Source organism: Martinezella lusitana, from assembly GCF_900094565.1.
GTDB classification, from domain to species: domain Bacteria; phylum Pseudomonadota; class Alphaproteobacteria; order Rhizobiales; family Rhizobiaceae; genus Rhizobium; species Rhizobium lusitanum.
The window spans coordinates 272133-297354 of record NZ_FMAF01000002.1 but is presented as its reverse complement, the minus strand read 5'-3'; the positions used below and the strand labels follow the sequence as shown (position 1 = coordinate 297354).

Below are 25222 nucleotides of genomic sequence, written 5' to 3'. Positions count from 1 at the left end.
AGTTTGGGCCCACCGCAGTCTGCAGGGTTCCTCACTTCATGGTCGAAAGTCCATTGCGCGTCCAATTTCCTGCAGAAGCTGCGATGCAGGCGCGGCCGCATCATGAATTTCACATTCCGTTTCTGCCTCGCTCTCCACATCTTCGCCATCTGATCGCGATCAGCCTGGCCGGCACCGCTTCCTTCGGCCTCCTCGCAAGCGTGCTCTATCCATTGCTGGCGCATCATACCATCGAACAGGCCGTGCCGATGCGCACCGCCCAACTTGCGCGCCCGCAGCCGGCGCTGCGCAAGAGCACCCGCATCGCCGCTGCAAAACAGCGTTTCGATGGTGCCCGTTTCGCGCAGGTGGCAGAGAAAACCTCGAGCGGCGAAACCCGCATTTTCACCTATCACCGCACGACGCTGGTTTTCAAATCGGCGGAATCCGCAAACTCAGACGGCAATCTCGGTGCCATCAACGCCTCTTATGGCGGCGAACGTGCCGAGGAGGTAGTGTTCTCGCCGCCGTCGCTGTCGGATATCCGCCATGGTATCTATCCGCAGACGACGCATTATGACGCTGTTCGGCGCTCGCGCTTCCCCGTTCGCGGCGTTCCGCTGAATGTCAGCGTTTCGAGGGCAACCACGGGCGAGTCTGGCCGGGAGTTCCACAAGCTCGTCTCCATGCCGAAGGACAAGCAGGATCTGCAGGACATCCTGGCATCCGCGGGCCTCAGCAGCGACGCCGGCGATGAGCTGCAACGTGCGCTTGAGACCGACACGGTTTCCCCCGGCGACAGCCTGGAACTGCTGCTGGAGAAGAAGGGACCGAACGCACGCCCGAAGCTGATCATGGCCCGCCTCAGCGGCGACAAGACGCCCGAGCGCGTCGTCGCGCGCGACGATGCGGACAGCTTTGTGCCGATGGCCAATGACCAGCTGTTTTCCACGCTCTATAGCGAAAGCCAGGCCGAATTGCCTGCCTCGACGGAGGTAGCTGCCGTCGACCTCAAGGACGTTGACGGGAACGACGAGACGACAATCAGCGCCAAGCTCGAGAAGGCAGGCCTGACCAGAGAATGCGCCTCGCAGCTCGTCAAGCTTGCCAAGGCCAAGGGCATTTCGCTGACGAGCGTCGAAGATGCGCCCGACAGCGTCGATCTGCTCTTCCGCAAGGCGGAGGAAGGCAAGAACGAGTTGATGTTCATCGAGTTCCATGCCGACGGCGACACGCACCGCTTCTATCTGCACAAGAATAGCGGCGAAGAGCCCTCGGAATTCTACGATGAAGGCGGCCATTCGATCGCCAAGTCGCTTGTGCACCGTCCCGTGCCGAACGGCACGCTTGGCGACGGTTTCGCCTGGCGCATCCATCCCATTCTCGGCGTGAAGAAATTCCATAACGGCGTCGATTTCCGCGCACCGATGGGCAGCCCGATCCAGGCCGCCGGCGATGGTGTCGTCGAAAAGATCTCCTGGGAAACAGGCTACGGCAAATATGTGCGCATCCGCCACGACGGCGGCTATGAGACCACCTATGCCCATATTTCCGCAACACCGTCGGACTTGCGCGTCGGCCAGCGCGTCACCCAGGGCCAGACCATCGCCTATGTCGGCTCGACCGGCTACTCCACCGGCCCGCATCTCTACTATGAACTGCGCGTCAACGGCCGCTATGAGAATCCGCTGACGGCACAATTGCCCGCCGGCACCAATCTCACGGGCAAATCGCTCGACAGCCTGCGCTCGCAGGTCAACCACGTCGAAAACATCATGAGCTATCTCGACGTGCCGCCGGCGCGCGACGATCCGCCACCGCCCTTCCCGGGCTTTGAGCCGGGACCTGGGCCTGGCGGCCCGGGACCGAAGCACTTCGGCGCACCTTAAGCCTCCGTCGCGCGCGCTCGGCTGTTTGCGGACGCAGTTGCGCAGATTTACGACCGAGCACTGACAATCGGCGGTGCGCTTCCTATATCCCTTTCCGAACGCAAATCGTCAGGCCCTCCGCCGTTGCCGCGGCTTTGTACCTGACCCCCCACCCTAGCCCTCTCCCCGCAAGCGGGGAGAGGGGATGACAGAGCAAGGCAATCGGCCACTCCATTTAAGAAGGCTCGGTGTCGAGCATTGTAGAGCCCCCTCTCCCCGCACTGCGTGGAGAGGGTTGGGGTGAGGGGCCAAGCATAAAGTGCCACATCGGCGGACACACCCGACCATCGCTCAACCCAGGAGCCACGTGATGTCGCAAAAGCCAGTCAAAACACCCGGTCCCGATCATCCCATCACGATCGAAGAGAAGCATGCCCATGTCACCGTTTCCGTCGCCGGCAAGGTGATCGCCGACACCCACGAAGCGCTGTCCCTCAAGGAGGCATCCTATCCGGCTGTGCTCTATATCCCGCGCAAGGATGTCGACCTGTCGTTGCTGGAAAGAACAAGCCACGAAACCTACTGCCCCTACAAGGGCGACTGCTCCTATTACAGCATCCCCGCCGGCGGCGAGCGTTCTGTGAACGCGATCTGGACCTATGAGAATCCTTATCCCTCGGTCAGCCAGATCAAGGCCTACATGGCCTTCTACCCTGATCGCGTCGACGTGATCGACATCATCAGCTAAAGCGCCAGACCGCTCGACGCATCGAAGACGTAGACCAGGTCCGGGCTGACGGAAACATTCAGCGGCTGGCCATAGCGCACCGGAGCCTCGCCATCGACGACGGCCGTCACCTGCTCGCCGGCGAGGTCGAACAGCACATGCGTCTGGGCGCCGGTCGGCTCGACCAGCAGCGTCTGGCCGCTGAGCGGCGAACCGCCGCTCGCAAGGCTCAGATGCTCGGGCCGCAGACCGATCTTCACGCTCTGGCCCGGCTTCACCTTGCGCTCGCCGGCGATGCGCACCGACGTGCTATCCTTCAGCCGCACGGCCGGGGCGCCATCGACACCATCGACCACACCGTCGAGGAAATTCATCGCCGGCGAGCCGATGAAGCCGGCGACGAAGAGATTGGCCGGCTTGCGATAAAGCTCGATCGGCGTGCCCTGCTGCTCGATCTTGCCCTGGTTCAGGACAACGATGCGGTCGGCAAGCGTCATCGCCTCGATCTGGTCGTGGGTCACGTAGATCGACGTCGTCTGCACCTTCTGATGCAGCGCCTTGATTTCCGAGCGCATCTGCACCCGCAATTTGGCATCGAGGTTGGACAGCGGCTCGTCGAACAGGAAGACGGCCGGATTGCGCACGATGGCGCGGCCCATGGCGACGCGCTGGCGTTGGCCGCCGGACAGCTGCGCCGGCTTGCGGTCGAGCAGCTTGGTGAGATCGAGCATGCGCGCCGCTTCGTTGACGCGCTGCTCGATCACCGGCTTCGGCTCACCCGAGAGCTTCAGGTTGAAGCCCATGTTCTCGGCGACGGTCATGTGCGGATAGAGCGCATAGGACTGGAAGACCATGGCGATGTTGCGCTCGCGCGGCGTCATGCCATTGACCACCTGCCCGCCGATCGACACATCGCCGTCGGTGATTTCCTCAAGCCCGGCGATCATGCGCAAAAGGGTCGATTTCCCGCAGCCTGAGGGGCCGACGAGGGCGATGAACTCGCCGTCATCGATTGCCAGCGAGATATCGTGGATGACCGTGAGCGCCCCATAGGCCTTGTGGATATTGTGCAGTTCGACGGATGCCATGCTTTTTGCTCCGATAGGGCTCAGGATTTCACCGCGCCGGCGGTGAGACCGGCGATGATATGCTTCTGCGCCAGGAAGAAGACGATGATGGTGGGCAGGATGGTCAGCGTGATGAAGGCGAGCACCAGCTCCCACTCCGTGCCGAATTCGCCGCTATAGACCATCATGCCGAGCGGCCAGGGATAGATCGAATCCGAGTTCAGCATGATCAGCGGCAGGATGTAGCTGTTCCAGCTGCCCACAAAAGAGATGATGCTGACGGTTGCGATGATCGGCCGCGAGAGCGGCAACGAGATATGCCAGAAGAAGCGGATATAGCCGCAGCCATCAACGAAGGCGGCCTGGAACAATTCTTCCGGAAGGTTGCGAAAGTAATTGCGGAAAAGCAGGATACTCATGCCGAGGCCGAAAGCCACCTGCGGCAGCACGACGCCCCAATAGGTATTGAGCAGGCCGAGATCGCGGATGCGGATGAACAGCGGCAGGATGGCGGTCGCGGCCGGGAACATCAGGCCGATCAGGAAATAGTTCAGCAGGAAGTTCGAGCCGAAGAATTTTACATGCGCGAAGGCGAAGGCTGCCATCGCCGAGACCGATACCGTCAGGAACACGGTCAACACGGCGATGATCAAAGAGTTCATCATTTGCCGCCAGTAGCGGTCGCCGAACAGGATGCCGGCATAATTCTCGAAATGCCACTCGGTCGGCAGGCCGAAGGGATTGGTGCGAAGATCGCCGAGCGACTTGAAGCCGCCGAGCGCGGTCGTCAGCAGCGGGATCAGCACGATGGCGGCGATGATGGTGAGCGACACATAGAGATAGATCTTCGTGCCGGTGCTCAGTCGAACGGATGTGGCCATATCAGTCATTGCGCATAAATATCCGTTTGTAGCCGAAGGCGAGGGTGACGCAGATCACGAACAGCACGACGCCGACGGCGCTGCCGAGGCCGACCTGCATGCGGGTGACGCCGAAATTGTAGAGGAAGGTCACCATCGTCTGCGTCGAGTTGAACGGTCCGCCGCCGGTGAGCGGCATGATCATGTCGAAGAGCTGCAATGATCCCACCACGGCGAAGAACACGGAGAGACGCAGCGTCGAGCCGAGCAGTGGCAGGGTGACGTAACGGAACTTCTGCCAGCCGGTGGCGCCGTCGATCTCGGCGGCTTCCAGCACGCTCTTGTCGAGGGATTGCAGGCCGGCGATGAACAGCATCATGTGGAAGCCGAAATATTTCCACACGATCACGCCGAGCACCGCGTACATCGCCAGATCCTTGTCGGCGAGCACGTAAGGCGTGGGCGTGCCGAGGAAATGGGCGATCGCGGCGAAGAGGCCGTAGTCACCGTCATAGACGAAGCGCCAGATCAGGCCGGCAGCGACTTCGGCCAGCACATAGGGCAGGAAGAAGATCAGCCGGAAGAGCACGACGCCGCGGATGCGGTTGGCGAGCATCGTTGCCAGCCAGATCGCGAGCGGCACCTGAATGGCGATCGACACCACGATGATCAGCGCATTGTTCTTGAGCGATGTCAGGAACGCGCCGTTCTTGAATAGCACCTGGAAATTGCGCAGGCCGACGAATTCAGTGGGCGGACCGTAGCCGTCCCAGCGATAGAGGCTGTACCAGGCCGCTTCCCCCATCGGCAGGATGACGAAGATGGTGAAAAGCAGAAGCGCTGGCGGCAGGAACAGTAGGATGACCGGCATGCGGCCGCGTGCGGCGGGCGACTTTCGCTTCGCTGCGGGCTTCGCCCGTACAACTGAGGGCATGGCGGTCGTGGCGCTGACATCGGTCATAGATAATCCTGACCCCTGAAGTTCCAGGGAAGCACACGTCGTCTTTGGAATGGCGAGCCGGTATTAGGAGCCGGCTCACCCGATCAATTGTCGCGCCAAAATTCAGATGAATTCCATAAATTGGCGCTAGGGCACGTTTCACCTTCTCCCCGCCGGGGAGAAGGATGCCCGAAGGGCAGGTTGAGGGGGCGTTGCACCGTAAGGGCCGCAAAGAATATGCCGCACCCCCTCATCCGTCTCTCACCGCTTCACTTCGCTCAGCGTCTCGATCCACCTTCTCCCCGTTGGGGCGAAGATCTAAGATATCAAAGCTGATCCTGCTCGAAGGCTTCCTGAACCTGCTGCGCGCCATCCTTCGGAGTGATCTGGCCCGAGACGATGCCGACAGCCACGTCGTTGACAACGCGACCGACGGACGGGCCGAGATCCTGGTCGAAGAAGTTCTGGTGCCAGGTCGAATGCGCCAGCTGGTCGGCAGCCTCATGCATCAGCGGACCCTTGACGCCGTCTTCAGCGCCGACAGCTACCGGGATGATCATGCCGGCCTGCGCCATGGTGCGCTCATTCTCCGCATTGGTCAGATAAGCGAGGAAATCGAGCGCTTCGGGCGGAGCTTTCTTGGTGACGGCCCAACCGTTCAGGCCACCGAGCGTATCGGTCCCAAGGCCAGCGCCACCGGTGACGGCCGGAAAGGCGAAGCGGCCGACATTGTCGTTCGCCAGGCCCTTGCCATCGCCGGCATTGGTGCGCTGGTTGGCGACGGTATTCTCGAACCCGAGGATCATGGCAGCCTTGCCGTCGCCGAAGACGCCGAGCGCCTGCGGCCAGGTGGTGCCGAGATAGCCAGGCTGGAATGGTTCGAGCTTGCCGAGTTCGGCGAGCTGCTCGCCGGCCTTGATGATAGCGGGATCGTTGAAGCCGTTGCCCTTGCCGTTCTTGGCATCGCTGAAGACCTGCTGGCCGCCGTCGCGCATCACCAGATAGCTCCAGTAGAAATGAATCGGCCACTTCTCGCCGCCGCCGCCGGCGATCGGCGCGATGCCGGCCGCCTTGATCTTCTTGACCGCGGCCAGATAGTCATCCCAGGTCTTGATAGCGCTCGCGTCGACGCCAGCCTTGGCGAAGAGCGCCTTGTTGTAGAAGAAGGAAACGGTGCCCATTTTGTACGGCACGGCGCTGATCTTGCTGTCGAAGGTCAGGCCTTTGACGGCGGCCTGATTATAGCTCTTCGACCACGCACCGTCCTTGGCGTTCATGGCCGCAGTGAGGTCCTGCAATGTTCCGGTCTGCTGTTGCTGCTTCAGCACGCCGCCGCCCCAGCTGAAGAAGAAATCGGGAGCGTCCTTCGATTGCAATAGTGTCGGCAGTTTCGCCTTGAAGGCCTCGTTGGCCAGGAACTGCATCTCGATCTTCGTACCGGGATGCTTGGCCTCATACTGATCGGCGATCTTGCGCCAGACGGCAACATAAGTCGGATCGGTTTCCAGATGAAGCCATTTGACGACGGTGTCGGCGGCAGCGCTCGACACGCCGGCCAGAATCGCCAATCCGGTCGTTGCGGCAATAGCGGCGATGCGAAGGGCCTTGGCCCCACGTAGATGGATCATGATTTTCTCCTCCCAAGGGAACCAAGAGCCTCAATATTTTTTCCCTTATGCGGATTAATTCAACGGAGCTTTGCTGAAATGTCAACCACCATCGCTAAATTTTCGGCAGATCGTCGGTAAAACGGCTTGACATTGGGCAATGGGCATAGGTTATTTAATACGCATTCCGTTAAAAATACCAGGCCGCCGCCGAGCGGGTCAGACATCCGGCACCATTCTCATGAAAACAGCAGATCCCGAACTCATGCGGGCGATAAACCGCTTCAACGTGCTGGATACGATCCGGCGGGCGGGCTCCATCGCACGCATCGAAATCAGCGAGCGCACCCAGCTTTCGACCACCACGGTCTCGGCGATAACAGCGTCGTTGCTGGATGACGGCCTGATCCTGGCGCGCACGGAGGGCGACCTGCGCGAGGCCGCCGCCCGAGGCCGGCCCCGCGTCATGCTGGAACTCAATCCGGACGCCGCCCGCGTCGTCGGCGCGAAGATCGCCGCCAACCGCATGGTCTTCGTCGTCACCGATTTTCGCGGCGAAGTGCTTTCGACGCTGACGCTGGCGCTCCGCGTCGACCGGCAGCCGATCGGCGTCATCGCCGATCTGATCGAGGACGGCGTACGCCGCTGTGTCGTCGACGCCAACCTGGCGCTTGATGAAATCGATTCGGTCTGTCTCGGCCTGCCCGGCGTCGTCGAACATCGCACCGGCCATGTGCGCACCAGCCCGATCTTCCGCGAAACCGGAGTCGATTTCGCCACGGAAATGTCCGAACGGCTGGGCGTCACCACCATCGTCGAAAGCGATGCGCACGCCATCACGCTCGCCCATCACTGGTTCGGCAAGGCACGAGACCTTGACGACATGGTGCTGGTGTCGCTGGAACAGACACTGGGGCTGGGCGTACTGCACGGCGGCCAGCTCTTTCGCGGTGCCGGCGGCCTCAGCCACAATCTCGGTGACCTCGTTCTCGGCATCGGGCCGCAGGGCACGGTCAGACTGGCGAGCCTTGCCGGCGAGAGCGCCATTCTCGGCGATCAGCCGAGCGGCCGCTTCGCCGAGGCGATCCGTCTCGGGCAGGGCATGGCGCATGCCAAGACGCTGATTGCGGCGGAAGACAATACGCTGATCGGCGCGGCGGTCCGCGCCGGCGAAGCCTGCGGCACGGCGCTCGCCAATATCGTCACGCTGTTTGCCCCGCCGCGCGTCATTCTTGTGGGATCGAGCCTGGCGCTCGGCCAGCCCTTCCTCGACAGCCTGCGGGAGGCCTATTCACTGGCAATCCCGCCGTCGATCAAGGGGGTGACCGAACTGGTATTCGACCAATCGACCGACGAGACCTGGGCGCAGGGCGCAGCCGTCGTCGCACTGCGCGAACTCTACGAATCGCCCTGGGGCACGACAGGGCCGGCACCGGCCCTCTGATCCTCGGGGACAGGCAAAGACAATTATCTGGAGGAAGTCTATGAACAAGGTCGGCATCGGCATTATCGGCTGCGGAAACATTTCCGGCGCCTATCTCACCGCCATGAAATCCTTTCCCATTCTCGACATCAAAGGCGTCGCCGACCTCAATCGCGAGCTTGCCGAGGCAAAGGCCGCCGAATTCGGCCTGAAGGCGGTTGGGATCGCAGCCCTGCTCGCTGATCCCACGGTCGAGATCATCGTCAACCTGACCATCCCGAAGGCGCATGTCGCGGTCGGCCTGCAGGCGCTGGATGCCGGCAAGCACACCTATTCGGAAAAGCCGCTTGGCATCAATTTCGCCGAAGGCAAGAAGCTTGCGGACGCGGCTGCCGCCAAGGGTCTGCGCATCGGCGCGGCGCCCGATACCTTTCTCGGCGGCGGCCATCAGACGGCCCGCGCCATCATCGACGAAGGCGCAATCGGCATCCCGGTCGGCGGCACCGCCACTTTCATGTGTCCCGGCCACGAGCGCTGGCATCCGAATCCGGCCTTCTATTATGAAGTCGGGGGCGGCCCCATGCTCGACATGGGCCCCTACTACATCACCGACCTCGTCAATCTGCTCGGCCCCGTCTCACAGGTCGCAGGTTTTGCCATGACGCCGCGCAAGGAGCGCATCATCACCAGCGAGCCGCGCAATGGCGAGCACATCCCCGTGCATGTCGCGACCCACGTCGCCGGCGTCATGGCCTTTGCCAATGGCGCGGTCGTGCAGATCGGCATGAGCTTCGACGTCGCCGGCCACAAGCATGTGCCGCTCGAAGTCTACGGCACCGAGGGCACTTTGATCGTGCCCGACCCCAATCGCTTCGGCGGCCCCGTCGAGTTCCTGAAGAAAGGCGGCGAGTTCGCGGAGCGCGAAATCACGGCTCCCTATGCCGACGGCAATTACCGCTCTCTCGGCGTCGCCGATATGGCGCATGCCATCCGCTCGAACCGTCCGCACCGGGCCAATGGCAGCCTGGCGCTGCACGTGCTCGAGGTCATGGAAGCCTTCCAGACCGCGTCCGATAGCGGGCGCACGGTTACCATAACGACGCAAACGGAACGTCCGGCCCCGCTGTCCGAATCCCTCGTGGACGGAAAAATCGGCCGCTAACCGCACAATTTCAGGAGGAATATCATGCGTGAAGCACTTATCGTCTGGGGCGGCTGGAGCGGCCACGAGCCGCAGGAATGCGCTCATATCATCCGCGACATGCTGGAGGAGGACGGCTTCAAGGTCTATCTCGAAAACAGCACCGAAGCCTTTGCCGATCCCTCGATCCACGATCTCAGCTTGATCGTGCCGATCGTCACCATGTCGAAGATCGAGAAGGAAGAGGTGAAAAACCTTGCCGCCGCGATCGAGAGCGGCGTCGGCATCGCCGGCTATCACGGCGGCGCCGGCGACTCATTCCGAGAGAGCGTCGAGTACCAGTTTATCATCGGTGGCCAATGGGTCGCCCATCCCGGCAACATCATCGACTATACCGTCAACGTCACCCGCCCGGACGATCCGATCATGGAAGGGATCACCGATTTCCCCTACACGTCCGAGCAATATTACATGCATGTCGATCCGTCGAACGAGGTGCTGGCGACCACGACCTTCACCGGCGAGCACGCCTACTGGATCGACGGCGTCGTCATGCCGGTGGCCTGGAAGCGCAAATACGGCAAGGGCCGCGTCTTCTATTCCTCGCTCGGCCACCAGGCCAAGGAATTCGACGTGCCTCAGATGAAAACGATCTTCCGCCGCGGCGCCAACTGGGCGGCGCGCTGAGGGCGCCTGCCTCTTTCTGGCAAGGATTGCCCCTCATTTAATGCGAGCAAGAGTTGCCCCTCACCCTAGCCCTCTCCCCGCGCGCGGGGAGAGGGACGATCTCAGTCCCTCGTCTCGTAATGGGCTGGAAGGAAGGCTGCGGGTGCCCCATCCCCTTCTCCCCGTACCGACCGGGAGAAGGTGGCCGATAGGCTGGATGAGGGGCCCAGGAGGCTTCAGGAACTTTAGTGGCCCCATACCTCATACCGGCATGAGAAGCCGGTCACCCTTCACCTTGCTACCTTGACCCGAACTGATAAAATACCGCCAGCAAGCCACAAACTCTTGTGCTGCTTGCGCTTTTCGTTGCCATGGGGGTGGGATGGATCAAGGCGCCATGGAAGCACCCAACAGCTCGTCGGTCAGCTACGGCACCGAACCGGGATTGCGTTTCGCCTCCCTGCTCGACGGGCATGGTGGCTGCAGGCAGCTCAGCATGGATCAGGTCGGTTCCTGCAAGCCCGGAGAGGGCGTCACCTGGCTGCATTTTGAGCGCGACCATCCGGCGACCGCCGATTGGATCACCCACAGGAGCAATCTTGATCCTTTCGTGGTCGAGGCGCTGCTGGAAGAAGAATCTCGTCCGCGTGTCGAACCGGTAGGCGACGGACTGTTGATCATCCTGCGCGGCGTCTGCGCGACATCGCCCGATGGCACGACGCAGAAGCCCGCCGATATCGATCTGGTGCCTCTGCATCTCTGGGTCGATGGCAATCGCATCGTCTCCCTGCGCGACAGCGGCCACTACATCACGGCGCTGCGCGATATCCGCCTGTCGCTGGAGAAGAAAAAGGGGCCGCAACGTTCCGGTGAGCTGCTCGCCCTGATCGCCGACAAGCTGGTGCGCGATCTCGAACCCGTGCTCGACGCCATGGACGAAGAGGTGGATGAGCTCGATGAGCTGATCTTTCACGGCGAGGCCGGCCAGGTGCGCGAACGCCTGAAGCTGCTGCGCCGCCGCGCCGTGCAGCTTCGCCGTTACCTGGCGCCGCAACGCGATGCGTTGAACCGCATCGAACATGACGACGCGCCCTGGCTTGCCGAACGCGATAAGCTGCGCCTGCGCGAGGTCATCGACAAGCTGATGCGCTATATCGAGTATCTCGACGCCATCCGCGATCGCACCAGCATCCTGCATGACGACCTGTCGACCGTCATCAGCGAGCGCATCGCCCGCAATTCCAACCGCCTCGCCGCCCTAGCTGCCCTGCTCCTGCCGCCGAGCGTGGTGGCCGGCCTGTTCGGCATGAATGTCGGCGGCATTCCCGGCGTCAACGACACCTGGGCCTTCGTCGTCATCGTCCTCTTCGTGACGATCACATCGATCGCCACCCTCTGGGTGCTGAAGCGCATCAACTGGCTTTAACGCCCGGCTCTCGGTTAGGCCAAGCCCATGGCGCAGGCAATCCTTTCGAATAGGCAGCAGGCAATCCCGGCCGACGAGCGGAGCATTGGCCAGGCGATCAAAGGTGCCTGAGCAGCCTGAAACCCTCCACCCGCCGTTCGGGTCTGAAATATGGTTTCCTTATATTTCCAATCCCGATCAATCGGTTATCCGTTTTGTTATTTTTTGCTAAAATAAGACCTGGGCGAGATTTATGAAGCGAAACTGAAACGCGACCAGTTTTCGTTTGACATTCCTTTATCTTCATTTATCGTCATTCTTGTTTCGGTTTTCGCGTGAGGGGTGCAAATCGAAACGGGGGAGGTATCATTGTCCAGACATCAGATCCGCATCGGAAATGGCACGAAGTACGGCACAGCAAGCCGCACCGCCGCCATCAACCTCGCGCACCTTGGTTTTCGCTGCCGCGACGTTAGCGCAGGCGGATCGATGCAATTCTTTCTACGACCATAGCCTCGGCAATAGACGGCACCCGGTGAAGGCATAGCCCGATCCGGACGGATCAGTCTTCTTGAAATCCTCGTGGCGGCATCGGCCTGCGACGCATGGAGGGAATCTATCGTGCTTGAACTCAAAGGCGTCTCGAAGTCGGTCACCGGCGAGACGCATATTGCGGAAACGAACCTGACGCTGCAGCGCGGCACGCTGAACGTGCTTCTTGGGCCGACGCTTTCGGGAAAGACATCGCTGATGCGGCTGATGGCCGGCCTCGACAAGCCGACCACGGGCACGATCCATGTCGACGGCGCCGACGTCACCGGCCTGCCGGTACAGCGCCGCAACGTCGCCATGGTCTACCAGCAGTTCATCAACTACCCCGCCATGACCGTCTACGACAATATCGCCTCGCCCATGCGCCTCAGCGGCGCGAATGCGGCAACCATCGACCGGGAAGTGAAGAAGGCCGCCGACATCCTGCGGCTCGGCCCCTTCCTCGATCGCCTGCCGCTCAGCCTCTCCGGCGGCCAGCAGCAGCGCACGGCGCTTGCCCGCGCCATCGTCAAGAAGGCAGGGCTGGTGCTGCTCGACGAACCGCTCGCCAATCTCGATTACAAGCTGCGCGAGGAATTGCGCGCCGAGCTGCCGAAGATTTTCGCCGAATCCGGCGCCATCTTCGTCTACGCCACCACCGAGCCCTCCGAGGCGCTGCTCCTTGGCGGCAATACCGCGACCCTATCGGAGGGACGCATCACACAGTTCGGATCGACGATCGAAGTCTTCCGCAATCCGAAGGACCTGATCACCGCGACCACCTTCGCCGATCCGCCGCTGAACACCATAATTCTGAACAAGCGCGGCAGGGAATTCGTGCTGGACGAGAATATCCACCTGCCCGTGCCGCAAGGCCTCGAAAGCCAGCCGGACGGCCGCTACACCATCGCCTTCCAGCCGCATCACCTAGCCCTTGCACCGCAGACGCCGGAAGCCGTCGCCGCGCCGGCGAAAGTGATGGTAACCGAGATCACCGGCTCGGAAAGCTTCATCCATCTCGATTTTTCCGGTCGGCGCTGGGTGATGCTGACCCAAGGCGTCCAGGATATCGACGTCGATGATGCGATCGATGTCTATATCGACCCCCGCCACATCATGGTCTTCGACACCGATGGCGCCGCCGTCGCTCCCGACCTGCAACAAGCCGCCTGAGGAGAGACATCGCCAATGGCACGTATCGATCTTGACCACATCAGGCACGCCTACAACGACCATCCCAAATCCGATGCGGACTACGCGCTGAAGGAAGTGAACCATAGCTGGGAAGACGGCAGCGCCTATGCGCTGCTCGGACCGTCCGGCTGCGGCAAGACCACTTTGCTCAACATCGTCTCGGGCCTGGTGCAGGCCTCCGAGGGCCGCATCCTGTTCGACGGCAAGGACGTGACCCGGCTATCGACCCAGGAGCGCAACATCGCCCAGGTCTTCCAGTTCCCGGTCGTCTACGACACGATGACCGTCTACGACAACCTCGCCTTCCCGCTGCGCAACCGGCATGTTCCGGAAGCCGACGTAAAGCGCAAGGTCGATGAGATCATCGAAATGATCGGCCTTTCCGACAGCGCTCATCGCAAGGCGCGCGGGCTGACGGCTGACGCCAAGCAGAAGATCTCGCTCGGCCGCGGTCTCGTGCGCTCCGATGTCAACGCCATCCTCTTCGACGAGCCGCTGACGGTCATCGACCCGCATATGAAGTGGGTGCTTCGCTCGCAGCTGAAACAGCTCCATCGTCGCTTCGGCTTTACCATGGTCTACGTCACCCACGACCAGACGGAAGCGCTGACTTTCGCCGACAAGGTGGTTGTCATGTACAATGGCGAGGTGGTGCAGATCGGCACGCCGAACGACCTGTTCGAACGCCCGCGCCATACCTTCGTCGGCTATTTCATCGGCTCGCCGGGCATGAATGTCATGCCGGTCGAAATCGAAGGCCGCAACGCGCACCTCGGCAACCGTACGATCATGTTGCCCGGCGCGCTGCTGGAAAAACGCGCCGGCCGCTCCGAACTCGGCATCCGTCCGGAATTCGTCCGCATCGGCCGCGAGGGCATTCCCGCCACCGTCACCAAGGTCGAGGATCTCGGCCGCCGCAAGGTGGTCCGCGCTAAGCTGGATGGTCAGGATATCGTCGCTGTCATCGGCGAGGACCAGGCGGTGCCGGCCGAGCCGCATATCGCCTTCGATCCCGCCGGCATCAATATCTACGCCGACTCCTGGCGCATCGAGATGGGAGCCTGACGATGGACAAGACCTGGAACAACAAAGCCTGGTTCATGCTCATTCCCGTTCTGCTGCTGGTCGGCTTTTCCGCCGTCATTCCCTTGATGACGGTGGTGAACTATTCGGTGCAGGATACCTTCGGCAACAACGTCTTCTTCTGGGCGGGCACCAGCTGGTTCGAGCAGATCCTGCATTCCGGCCGTTTCTGGGATGCTATGTTCCGCAACCTGATCTTCTCCTTCGTCATCCTGGCGATCGAAGTGCCGCTCGGCATCTTCATCGCCCTTAATATGCCGAAGAAGGGTGTCGGCGTGCCGGTCTGCCTCATATTGATGGCCCTGCCGCTGCTGATTCCCTGGAACGTCGTCGGCACGATCTGGCAGGTCTTCGGCCGCAGCGACATTGGCCTGATGGGCTATGTCCTCGTCGGCCTCGGCATCGACTACAACTACGTCTCCGATCCGGTCGACGCCTGGGCGACGATCATCCTCATGGACGTCTGGCACTGGACGAGCCTCGTCGTGCTGCTCTGCTATGCCGGCCTCGCCTCCATTCCCGACGCCTTCTACCAGGCGGCCAAGATCGACGGCGCCTCGCGCTGGTCCGTCTTCCGCTACATCCAGCTGCCGAAGATGAACCGGGTGCTGCTGATCGCCGTGCTGCTGCGTTTCATGGATAGTTTCATGATCTATACCGAACCCTTCGTCGTCACCGGCGGCGGCCCCGGCAACTCGACGACCTTCCTGTCGATCGATCTCGTGAAGATGGCGCTCGGCCAGTTCGACCTCGGCCCGGCGGCGGCCATGTCGCTCGTCTACTTCCTTATCGTGCTGCTTCTGTCCTGGGTCTTCTACACCGTCATGACCAATTACGATGCGGGAGCAAGCCAATGAGCGGCAAACCCCTGTCCACCACGGCCGACGACGCCGCGCTGCACAAGATGGCAGTCTCCGGCGCGACAACAGGCAATGCCGCCGCTGCCGGCGCGCAGGTTGCGCGTAGGCAGAGCGAGAAGGGCCGATGGTCCTGGCTGGTGCCGGCGATCTACATCGTCTTCCTGCTCCTGCCGATCTACTGGCTCGTCAACATGAGCTTCAAGACCAACGAGGAGATCGTCAACGGGTTGACGCTCTATCCGCACGCGCCGACACTGCGCAATTACACGATCATCTTCACCGATCCGTCCTGGTACAAGGGCTATATCAACTCGATCACCTATGTCGTCATGAACATGGTGATCTCGGTTGCCTGCGCCCTTCCCGCGGCCTATGCCTTCTCGCGCTACCGCTTCCTCGGCGACAAGCACGTGTTCTTCTGGCTGCTGACGAACCGCATGGCGCCGCCGGCGGTGTTCGCGCTGCCCTTTTTCCAGCTCTATTCCGCCTTCGGCCTGATCGACACCCATATCGCAGTGGCATTGGCGCATTGCCTGTTCAACGTGCCGCTCGCGGTCTGGATCCTCGAAGGCTTCATGTCCGGCGTGCCGAAGGAGATCGACGAGACGGCTTATATCGACGGCTATTCGTTCCCGCGCTTCTTCATCAAGATCTTCATTCCGCTGATCGCCAGCGGCATCGGCGTCGCTGCCTTCTTCTGCTTCATGTTCTCCTGGGTCGAGCTTTTGATTGCCCGCACGCTGACGGTGACCGACGCCAAGCCGATCGCCGCCATCATGACGCGAACGGTCTCGGCCTCGGGCATGGACTGGGGCCTGCTTGCCGCCGCCGGCGTGCTGACCTTGGTCCCCGGCGCGCTCGTCATCTATTTCGTCCGCAACTACATCGCCAAGGGCTTCGCGCTCGGCCGCGTCTGAAGGGAAACCGCCATGAACACAGATTTTTCCTGGATGGCCTGGACGCTGCCGACAGCGCTGTTCTTCTCGACGATCCTGGTGCTGCTGATCGGCATGGCGGTCTGGGAATATGTTTCGCCCGGCGGCAATCCGCGCGTCGGCATCCTGCATTTCGAAACGACACGCGGCGACCGGCTGTTCATCTCGCTGCTCGGCGCCGCCTTCATCCACATCGGCTGGCTGGGCCTGGGAGGCCCCAGCCTGTGGTGGGCTCTTGCTCTTTCCGTGGTCTACGCCATCGGCGTCTTCCGTCTGGTCTGAAGCAAACTGGTACGGAGGCCGGGGTCTGGCCGCCTGGGAATATACTCGCAACCTGTAGGGAGGAATTTATGCGAAGACATCTCTTAACGACGACGGCAGTCGCCCTGCTGGCCTTGGCCGGCACGGCTCATGCCGGCATGAACGAAGCCAAGGCATTCCTGGACAAGGAGATCGGCGATCTCTCGACGCTCTCGCGCGCCGACCAGGAAAAGGAAATGCAGTGGTTCATCGACGCGGCCAAGCCCTTCCAGGGCATGGAGATCAAGGTCGTCTCGGAAACGCTGACGACCCACCAGTACGAATCGCAGGTTCTGGCACCGGCCTTCACCGCCATCACCGGCATCAAGGTCACGCATGACGTCATCCAGGAAGGCGACGTCGTCGAAAAGATCCAGACGCAGATGCAGACCGGCCAGAACCTCTATGACGGCTGGGTCAACGATTCCGACCTGATCGGCACCCATTGGCGCTACAAGCAGGTGCGCAACCTGACCGACTGGATGGCGGGCGAGGGCAAGGACGTCACCAATCCCGGCATCGATATCCCCGATTTCATCGGCACCAGCTTCACCACCGCTCCGGACAAGAAGCTCTACCAGCTTCCCGACCAGCAGTTCGCCAACCTCTATTGGTTCCGCTACGACTGGTTCAACGACGAGAAGAACAAGGCCGATTTCAAGGCCAAGTACGGCTACGATCTCGGCGTGCCGGTCAACTGGTCGGCCTATGAGGATATCGCCCAGTTCTTCACCGGCCGCGACGTCAACGGCAAGAAGGTCTTCGGCCATATGGACTATGGCAAGAAGGACCCATCGCTCGGCTGGCGCTTCACCGATGCCTGGCTTTCCATGGCCGGCAACGGCGACAAGGGCCTGCCGAACGGCCTGCCCGTCGACGAATGGGGCATCAAGGTCGATGCCAATTCCCGCCCTGTCGGCTCCTGCGTCGCCCGCGGCGGCGACACCAACGGCCCCGCTGCCGTCTACTCCATCCAGAAATATCTCGATTGGCTGAAGGCCTATGCACCGCCGGAAGCCCAGGGCATGACGTTCTCGGAATCCGGTCCGGTTCCGGCGCAGGGCAACGTCGCCCAGCAGATCTTCTGGTACACGGCCTTCACCGCCGACATGGTCAAGCCCGGCCTGCCGGTCATGAACGCCGACGGCAAGCCGAAGTGGCGCATGGCACCGTCTCCGCATGGCGTCTACTGGAAAGACGGCATGAAGCTCGGCTATCAGGACGTCGGTTCCTGGACGCTGATGAAATCGACGCCGGTCGACCGCGCCAAGGCCGCATGGCTCTACGCGCAGTTCGTGACCTCGAAAACGGTGGACGTGAAGAAGAGCCATGTCGGCCTCACCTTCATCCGTGAATCCACCATCCGCGACAAGAGCTTCACCAAGCGTGCGCCGGAACTCGGCGGTCTGATCGAATTCTACCGCTCGCCGGCACGCGTGCAATGGTCGCCGACCGGCACGAACGTTCCTGATTATCCGAAGCTGGCACAGCTCTGGTGGCAGGCGATCGGCGATGCCGCATCGGGTGCCAAGGACGCACAAGGCGCCATGGACGCCCTTTGCGCCGATCAGGAAAAGGTGATGCAGCGCATCGAACGCGCCGGCGTTCAGGGCGATATCGGCCCGAAGCTCGCCGAGGAACACGATCTCGCCTACTGGAACGCCGATGCCGTCAAGAACGGCCATCTCGCTCCGCAGCTGAAGATCGCGACCGAGAAGGAAAAGCCGGTCACCGTCAACTACGACGAACTGGTGAAGAGCTGGGCCGACTCGGCCAAATAAACCCGATCGATCGATTGAGGAGATGCGGCTGTGCCGGGGTCTGAAAAGGCCCCGGCATTTTGCTGTTCCCAGCCCAAACACTTCTCAGGCGCGCGTCAACGGGACCTTCGTACGGCACCCCGGCGATGGGCTCGGGCGGGGTCATCAACCAAAATCAGCCGAATCGGGGTGCAACCAGTTGTCATATGCTTGACACATTCCATCCGCGCGCAAACTATCCTTACCCGGATCAAGACTTTCACGCCTGTTTGAAATCGTTGATGCGACCCGTTGATTTTACAGAATTTCATAAAGGAGAACGGAGTGAGAAATAGATACTTTGGACGCCTGGCATTCGTGTTCGGCCTCGCTGCAGCCGTGCCTGCTTTTGCCGCCGATGTGCCGGCCGCCATGCCGGACGATAATCTCAACGCCGTTCTCTGGGATCAAACCTCGGTCGAAGCCCAGGCCAATGCGCTTGGCGCCTATGCGCTCGCACGCCTCCGGCTTGACGAAGCGCTTGCCGACAAGAACTGGACGGCAGCACCGGTCGAGCAAACGGGCAGTTTCCAGGATTTCCCGCCGGCCATCATCCTCGATGTCGATGACACCGTGCTCAATACCTCGCCCTATCAGGCGCACAACATCACGGCGGGCACCAGCTTCACGCCGGATAGCTGGACGAAATATGTGAATGCCCAGCAGGACAAGCCGATCCCGGGCGCGGTCGACTTCACGCAATATGCAGCCTCGAAGGGCGTCAAGGTCTTCTACGTCACCAACCGCACTGCCGATGAAGAAAAGCCGACCGTCGAGGAAATGAAGCGCTTCGGCTTTCCGATGGGCGACAATGTCGACACTTTCCTCAGCGCCAAGGAACAGCCCGATTGGGGCTCCGCCAAGGGCACGCGCCGCGCCTTCATCGCCAAGAACTACCGCATCCTCTTGATGTTCGGCGACAATTTCGGCGACTTCACCGACGACTACAAGGGCTCGGTCGAGGAGCGCCAGAAGGTCTTCGAGGCCAACTCCGCCCACTTCGGCCATGACTGGATCGCCATCGCCAACCCGACCTACGGCTCGTTCGAGAGCGCCCCCTACAAGGGGGATTACAAGTTGCCGCCTGAAAAGCAGCGGCAGATGAAGCAGGATGCGCTGAAGCCCTGGGATGGGAAGTAGCCGTCGTTCGAGGGTGATTGTCAGGCACGTTCAAGTCTGTGGAACCTTAGTGCCTGGCCCCTCATCCTAGCCTTCTCCCAGCAAGCGGGGAGAAGGGACGATCGAGAAACCGCTGGTCTTCAGGAAGACTGAAGCTAAGTCAGGCATGAAAACTCCCTCGCCCCGCTTGCGGGGAGAGGGTTGGGGTGAGGGGCCAGGCACAGAATCAAGGCAAAGCCGAACCAGCCTCACCGTCATCCACTCACATAGCCGGCCTTCAATCAGCTCTTCCGCTTCAGCTTCGTCGCACCTTCCTCCACCAGTCTCTTGGCCGCCTCGGCGACCGTGATCTTGCCGAAGGCGAGCTGGTCGGCGACGGGACGCGCGACGTTCTGGTCGAATTCTCCGGAGCCGAGCGGCGCCGGCACGGGATAGGTGCCGACCTGATCCTTGAGCAGCTCGATATATTGCACCGTCTGCTGCTCTACCGGATTAAGCGTCGGCAGGATGGCGGCGCGCACGGCGGGCGACATCGGCACACCGCGCTCGACGCCGAGGATCTTGCCTGCTTCGACATCGTTGACGAAGAAATTGATGAATTTCGCCGCCGCTTCGCCGTTCTTGCTGGTGGCGCCCACGCTCCAGATCAGCGCCGGGCGATAGTAATGGCCGGAGGGGCCGTCTTTCTTTTCGCGCGGCAGCATCGTGACGGCGAGCTTGCTCTTGACCACGAGCTGATAGCCGACGAGCTGGTTGGAATAGGCCATGCCGATGGCCGATTTGCCGAGAGCCAGGCAATTGCTTTCGATGACGTTCTGGTCGAGCGTCTGGACATCGGCGGAGACCGTGCCGCCGCGCTTGCGCAGCTCTTCCCAGTAGCTGTACCATTCCTTGGCATCGTCGACGCCGAAGCCGAGCCCGCCCTCCTCGGTAAAAAGGCTCTTGCCGCGCTGGCGCAGCCAGACATCGAGAACATAATTGTAGCGCGCGCCATAAGGCCCGCCCCAATAGCCGCGTTTGCCGGCCGCCTTGGTCATCTCAACGGCAAGATCCGCATAGTCTGCCCATGTCGTGGTGGGGCCGGGCGGCGTCAGGCCGGTCTTCTTGAACATGTCCTCGTCATAGAACATCGCGAAGGAATTGAGCCCAAGGCCGACGCCGTAAAGCTTGCTGTCGACGGTCGTGAGCTTCAGCACATCCTTGCCGAAACTGTCGACATTCAGCGTCGAGGGCACGAACTGATCGAGCGGCATGCAGGCGCCGCGCTTGGAATAATCGGAAATCGTGCTCGGCTCGAGCTGGAAGACATCGGCGATGTTCTGGCTGGCCATGCCAGTCGCAAGCTTGGCCCAGTAGCCGTCACCGCTGATGCTCTCGCCGATGACGGACAGATCGGGATTCTTGCTGTGAAACAGTTCGGCGACGGCGACCGTGCGCTTGCCGCGATCGGGCGAGCCCCACCACATCGCCCGCAGTTGCGTGGCGTCGGCGAAGGCCGGCATCGCCCCTCCCCCGAACGCGAGACCCGCAGCAGCTCCGGCAGTTCCGATCATGAATGAGCGGCGATTCATGCGCATGAGATTCCTCCTTCTCTTGCGTTGTCATCCGCGACGGTCTCCCGACGTCTTCAGCGGACAATTCCGAGCGAAGATATGCAACTTCATTGCGCTACGCAATAAAAAACTCTTTGTTGCAAATTTGCACAATTTTGCATAACAATTGCGATATGAGCGATGTTCGATCCAAACGTATCAGGCAAGCCGATATTGCTGCCGCAGCCGGCGTCTCCGTTTCGACGGTGTCGCGCGTGCTGACCAATGAACCCGGAATCAGCGACATGATCCGCCAGCATATCTTCAAGGTGGCTGGTGATCTCGGCTACCCGCTGAAGACGGCTGTGGAGGCGGAGGCGGGCGGCCTAGCGCTGATCGCCAGCGATAGCGTTACGGGCGGTTTGAGCGTTTTCTACGAAGGCATTCTGGAAGGCCTGCGCGCCGGCGCCGCCGAACGCGGCATGCGCTTCGACATTCGCCTCATCCGCGAGGCCCGCACCGAACCGAATCTGGTGATGGAATATCTGCAGGCTGCCGGCGCCGAGGGCCTCTTCCTTGTCGGCATAGATCCCTCCGAGGAGCTGTGCCGATGGCTCGAGGCAAGCGGCACGCCCACCGTTCTCGTCAACGGCACGGACCCGAAACTGCGCTTCGACGGGGTTTCACCCTCGAATTTCTTCGGCGCCTACAACGCGACGCGGCGGCTGCTCGATGCCGGCCACCGCCACATCCTGCACCTGACCGGTTCTCATCGCCAGACCATCCGCGAGCGCATCCGTGGCTTCGAAGCCGCGATCGCATCCGTCGAGGGGGCGCATGGCCGTATCGTGCCGATGAACTTCCGGGGCAGCTCCAGCCAGGAGGCCCATGATACAACAGCCGCGATCCTCGCTGCGGATGAGGGCTTTACAGCCGCCTTCTGCATGAATGATTTCATTGCCGTCGGCGTGCTCGACGCCGTGACCGAAGCCGGCCTGCGCGTGCCGGAGGATTTCGCCATCGTCGGCTTCGACGACCTGCCCTGCGCGCTGATGACCAATCCCAGGCTGGCGACCATGCGTGTCGACCGCGCAGCGCTGGGGCGCGAGGCCATAAGCCTGATGATCGCCCGCTTCCGCGACCGCGATGCGCCGGCACGCCACGTTTGCCACGGCGTTATACCGGTCGCCGGCGGTACCCTCCCACCCGAAACCTGAGCCTTCCCCGCAGCGGAACCAATCGAGAGAGCCACACCGATGATCTACGACCCCGCCAGCACCAATCCGCTTGCCGGCAACCCGTTGAAGAACCTCACCGACATGCGGCGGGCGCTGACCGACCTGTTCGATCCGCTCCTGCCCTATTTCTCCGAGGGCAATGCCCGTGTCCGCATCGACGCGGCAGGCGCCCATTTCGACCGGGCGGCCGCCGATCTCGAAGGATTCGCCCGCCCGCTCTGGGGCCTTGCGCCATTCGGCGCCGGCGGCGGCGATTTCGGTCATTGGGACCGTTATGCCGAGGGGCTCGCCAATGGCGTCGATCCCGACCATCCGGAATATTGGGGCACTGTCAACGGTCGCGATCAGCGCATGGTCGAGCTTGCAGCGCTCGGCTTTGCGCTCGCGCTGGTGCCCGAAAAGATCTGGGAACCGCTCGATGCGCGCGCGCGGAACAATCTCATCGCCTATCTCAAGCATGCTCGCACTTTCGACTATGCCGACAACAATTGGAAATTCTTCCGCATCTTCGTGGATATCGCGCTCGACCGGCTCGGGGCCTCCTTCGACCGCAGCCTGACGGAGAATTATCTGACAGAGCTGGATGGCTTCTATATCGCCGACGGCTGGTATCGCGACGGCGATATCAGGCGCATCGACCATTACGTTCCCTTCGCGATGCACTTCTACGGGCTGATTTATTCCAAGCTCGTCAATGACGACCGCGCCGAGCGCTACCGCGAACGCGCCATGCTCTTCGCCAAAGATTTCCGCCATTGGTTTGCGCCAGATGGCGCCACCATCCCCTTCGGCCGCAGCCTGACCTATCGCTTCGCCTGCGCCGGCTTCTGGTCGGCGCTCGCCTTTGCCGATGTCGAGGCGCTGCCCTGGGGCGAGATCAAGGGGCTTTGCCTACGGCACCTGCGCTGGTGGGCCGACAAGCCGATCGCCAATCGCGACGGCACCCTGCCGATCGGCTTTGCCTATCCCAACCTGCTGATGTCGGAAAACTACAATTCCGCCGGCTCACCCTATTGGGCCTTCAAGGCCTTCCTGCCTTTGGCGCTTCCCGAAACACATCCCTTCTGGACAGCAGAAGAAAAGCCGCTGGAAAATGAGCCGGCTATCGTCCCGCAGAAGCATCCCGGCATGGTGATGATGCGCAGCAAGGCCGATGTCGTGGCGCTCTCCAGCGGCCAGGAAAACCAGCAGATGCGCTTCGGCGCCGAAAAATACGCGAAGTTCGCCTATTCGGCCCGCTACGGCTTCAGCGTCGAGAGCGACGAGCGCATCTTTGCCGGCGGTGCGTTCGACAGCATGCTCGCCTTCAGCGACGACGGTCTGCATTACCGCGTCCGCGAGACCAACGAGGAGGCGAAACTTGCCGGCGACACGCTCTATGCCAAATGGTCGCCTTATGCTGATGTGACAGTGGAGACATGGCTCATCCCCGCCTCGCCCTGGCACATCCGCCTTCACAGGATCACTACGCCTCGGCCGCTTCAGACGGCGGAAGGCGGCTTTGCCATCGCGCGGCGCGATTTCGAGGTCGATACGCTCTCCTCCGAGACGGGTGCGGCCTATGTCATCGGCGAGGAGGATTTCAGCGGCATCCTCGATCTCGGCTCCACGATCGAGCGCAAGGGGCTGGCGCAGAAGGCGCCGCCGAACACCAACCTGATCGCTTCCAAGACGCTGGTGCCGCAGCTGCGCGCCACGATCCCCTCAGGACAAACCATTCTCGTTTCCGCAGTTCTGGCTGAAAAGGATCCCTCCTCCGTCGGCGGCATCTGGACGAAGCCGCCCGCCAGGCCCGATATCGATGCCCTGCGCGCGCTCGTGGCCGACAAGGGCATCACGGTCAGCGCCATCGAGGCGCCCGGTCGCCTGCCATGACGCAATTCGTCTCCACACGTCCCGCCATTGCCTTTGCGATGCAACCCACCCGCACGCAACACGTCCTGCCGGAGGTGCTGATCCAGCACCTCGATACGGTCGGCCGCGTGCTGGATGCAACGCCGATGCAGCGCTTCGATGATGACCGCGCAAGCAAACTGCTCGCCGAAACCGAAATCCTGATCACCGGCTGGGGCTCGCCGGCGATCGATGCCGCGGCGCTGGCGCTGGCTCCGCATCTGAAGCTGGTGGCTCATTCCGCCGGTACAGTGAAGGGCCTGCTCGGAGACAGCCTGTTCGATCGCGGCATATCGGTCAGCCATGCGGCGCAGGCCAATGCCCTCCCGGTCGCCGAATTCACGCTTGCCGCCATCATCTTTGCCGGCAAGAAGATCTTTCGCTTCCGCGATCTCTATGTCGCCGACCGCAACCGCAAACGAACGCAGCCGATCCAGGCGGAAGCCATCGGCAATTATGGCCGCACGGTCGGCATCATCGGCGCCTCGCGCATCGGCAGGCGGGTGATCGAACTGCTCGCGCCCTTCGACTACCGGGTCCTGCTCTACGATCCCATGGTCGATGAGGCAGAAGCCACGCGCCTCGGCGCCGAGAAGACCGAGCTGGACGCCTTGATGGCATCAGCCGACATCATCTCGCTGCACGCGCCGTCCCTGCCGGCGACGCGGCACATGATCGACGCCCGGCGCCTCTCGCTGATGAAAGAGGGGGCGACCTTTATTAACACCGCGCGCGGTGCCTTGGTCGACGAGGCGGCGTTGATCGCCACGCTGAAGACCGGCCGCATCGATGCGATCATCGATGTCACCGATCCGGAAATCCCGGAGGCGGATTCCGCCTTCTACGACCTGCCGAATATCTTCCTGACGCCGCATATCGCCGGCGCCGTCGGCCTCGAGCGGACCCGCCTCGGCAAGATGGCAGTCGAAGAAGCCATTCGTTTCATCGAGGGTCGGCCGCTGCTCCACGCGATCCGCCGCGAGGACATGGCGCGCATGGCATGATGCGACGCAGCAAATCCATGAAAACTCCCTGAAATCGCCCCATTTCGGCAC

General features: G+C 61.9%; 21 protein-coding genes. 16 read left to right on the top strand and 5 right to left on the bottom strand.

From position 1 onward, the window contains the following. Nucleotides 1-38: 38 nt before the first annotated feature. Complete coding sequence (locus tag GA0061101_RS04640) at nt 39-1868, top strand: M23 family metallopeptidase (protein ID WP_037195993.1); 1830 nt, start codon at nt 39-41, stop codon at nt 1866-1868. Nucleotides 1869-2217: 349 nt separating this feature from the next. Then, nucleotides 2218-2595: a DUF427 domain-containing protein gene (locus GA0061101_RS04635; RefSeq protein WP_092573134.1), complete on the top strand. Its 378-nt coding sequence runs from the start codon at nt 2218-2220 to the stop codon at nt 2593-2595. Here the strand turns inward: GA0061101_RS04635 and GA0061101_RS04630 are convergent. The 4 genes from GA0061101_RS04630 to GA0061101_RS04615 all read right to left on the bottom strand — a co-directional run bounded on the left by GA0061101_RS04630 (nt 2592) and on the right by GA0061101_RS04615 (nt 7069). Further along, on the bottom strand, nt 2592-3662 hold the full coding sequence (locus GA0061101_RS04630; RefSeq protein ID WP_037195988.1) for an ABC transporter ATP-binding protein: 1071 nt from the start codon (nt 3660-3662) through the stop codon (nt 2592-2594). The two genes, GA0061101_RS04635 and GA0061101_RS04630, sit on opposite strands and share 4 nt — an antisense overlap. Before the next feature lie 20 nt (nt 3663-3682). After that, nucleotides 3683-4531, bottom strand: a complete 849-nt coding sequence (locus GA0061101_RS04625; protein WP_047553868.1) for a carbohydrate ABC transporter permease — start codon at nt 4529-4531, stop codon at nt 3683-3685. After that, nucleotides 4524-5462 (bottom strand): carbohydrate ABC transporter permease, encoded by a 939-nt coding sequence (locus tag GA0061101_RS04620; RefSeq protein WP_092573133.1) that lies wholly within the window; start codon nt 5460-5462, stop codon nt 4524-4526. The genes GA0061101_RS04625 and GA0061101_RS04620 overlap by 8 nt, the downstream gene beginning before the upstream one ends. A 305-nt stretch (nt 5463-5767) precedes the next feature. Then, a complete protein-coding gene (locus tag GA0061101_RS04615) occupies nt 5768-7069 on the bottom strand; it encodes an ABC transporter substrate-binding protein (protein ID WP_092573132.1) in 1302 nt (433 codons plus the stop codon). Nucleotides 7070-7289: 220 nt separating this feature from the next. Between GA0061101_RS04615 and GA0061101_RS04610 the strand changes: the two genes are divergently transcribed. From GA0061101_RS04610 to GA0061101_RS04560, 11 genes are all read left to right on the top strand, one after another. After that, nucleotides 7290-8492, top strand: coding sequence for an ROK family transcriptional regulator (locus GA0061101_RS04610; protein WP_092573131.1), 1203 nt, complete (start codon nt 7290-7292; stop codon nt 8490-8492). 40 nt (nt 8493-8532) lie between these two features. Beyond that, on the top strand, nt 8533-9633 hold the full coding sequence (locus tag GA0061101_RS04605; RefSeq protein ID WP_092573130.1) for a Gfo/Idh/MocA family protein: 1101 nt from the start codon (nt 8533-8535) through the stop codon (nt 9631-9633). Nucleotides 9634-9657: 24 nt separating this feature from the next. Next, the gene (locus GA0061101_RS04600) at nt 9658-10299 is read left to right on the top strand and encodes a ThuA domain-containing protein (protein WP_047553878.1); all 642 of its coding nucleotides are present in this window, start codon (nt 9658-9660) and stop codon (nt 10297-10299) included. Nucleotides 10300-10675: 376 nt separating this feature from the next. Then, on the top strand, nt 10676-11704 hold the full coding sequence (locus tag GA0061101_RS04595; RefSeq protein WP_037195972.1) for a zinc transporter ZntB: 1029 nt from the start codon (nt 10676-10678) through the stop codon (nt 11702-11704). A 600-nt stretch (nt 11705-12304) separates the two neighbouring features. Then, complete coding sequence (locus tag GA0061101_RS04590) at nt 12305-13387, top strand: ABC transporter ATP-binding protein (RefSeq protein ID WP_092573253.1); 1083 nt, start codon at nt 12305-12307, stop codon at nt 13385-13387. A gap of 15 nt (nt 13388-13402) precedes the next feature. After that, complete coding sequence (locus GA0061101_RS04585; RefSeq protein ID WP_092573128.1) at nt 13403-14473, top strand: ABC transporter ATP-binding protein; 1071 nt, start codon at nt 13403-13405, stop codon at nt 14471-14473. Between the two features lie 2 nt (nt 14474-14475). Further along, nucleotides 14476-15348 (top strand): carbohydrate ABC transporter permease, encoded by an 873-nt coding sequence (locus tag GA0061101_RS04580; RefSeq protein WP_037195968.1) that lies wholly within the window; start codon nt 14476-14478, stop codon nt 15346-15348. A gap of 47 nt (nt 15349-15395) precedes the next feature. Next, complete coding sequence (locus tag GA0061101_RS04575; RefSeq protein WP_234903919.1) at nt 15396-16268, top strand: carbohydrate ABC transporter permease; 873 nt, start codon at nt 15396-15398, stop codon at nt 16266-16268. A 12-nt stretch (nt 16269-16280) separates the two neighbouring features. After that, nucleotides 16281-16568 carry a DUF2160 domain-containing protein gene (locus GA0061101_RS04570; RefSeq protein ID WP_037195965.1) on the top strand — a complete coding sequence of 96 codons (288 nt, stop codon included), beginning with the start codon at nt 16281-16283 and terminating at the stop codon, nt 16566-16568. A gap of 68 nt (nt 16569-16636) precedes the next feature. After that, the gene (locus GA0061101_RS04565) at nt 16637-18367 is read left to right on the top strand and encodes an ABC transporter substrate-binding protein (protein ID WP_037195963.1); all 1731 of its coding nucleotides are present in this window, start codon (nt 16637-16639) and stop codon (nt 18365-18367) included. 303 nt (nt 18368-18670) lie between these two features. Next, the gene (locus GA0061101_RS04560) at nt 18671-19525 is read left to right on the top strand and encodes a 5'-nucleotidase, lipoprotein e(P4) family (RefSeq protein ID WP_037195962.1); all 855 of its coding nucleotides are present in this window, start codon (nt 18671-18673) and stop codon (nt 19523-19525) included. A 260-nt stretch (nt 19526-19785) separates the two neighbouring features. Here the strand turns inward: GA0061101_RS04560 and GA0061101_RS04555 are convergent, their stop codons facing one another. Next, nucleotides 19786-21081, bottom strand: a complete 1296-nt coding sequence (locus GA0061101_RS04555) for an ABC transporter substrate-binding protein (protein ID WP_037195960.1) — start codon at nt 21079-21081, stop codon at nt 19786-19788. Between the two features lie 149 nt (nt 21082-21230). Here GA0061101_RS04555 and GA0061101_RS04550 point away from each other — a divergent pair, with 149 nt between their 5' ends. From GA0061101_RS04550 to GA0061101_RS04540, 3 genes are read left to right on the top strand one after another with little or no spacing between them, the layout of a single operon-like run. Beyond that, nucleotides 21231-22253, top strand: a complete 1023-nt coding sequence (locus GA0061101_RS04550; protein WP_037195958.1) for a LacI family DNA-binding transcriptional regulator — start codon at nt 21231-21233, stop codon at nt 22251-22253. Between the two features lie 39 nt (nt 22254-22292). Beyond that, entirely contained in the window at nt 22293-24149 is a 1857-nt protein-coding gene (locus tag GA0061101_RS04545; RefSeq protein WP_037195956.1) for a DUF2264 domain-containing protein, read from the top strand. Beyond that, nucleotides 24146-25171, top strand: a complete 1026-nt coding sequence (locus GA0061101_RS04540; protein WP_037195954.1) for a hydroxyacid dehydrogenase — start codon at nt 24146-24148, stop codon at nt 25169-25171. Before GA0061101_RS04545 ends, GA0061101_RS04540 begins: the two co-directional genes overlap by 4 nt. Nucleotides 25172-25222 lie beyond the last annotated feature (51 nt).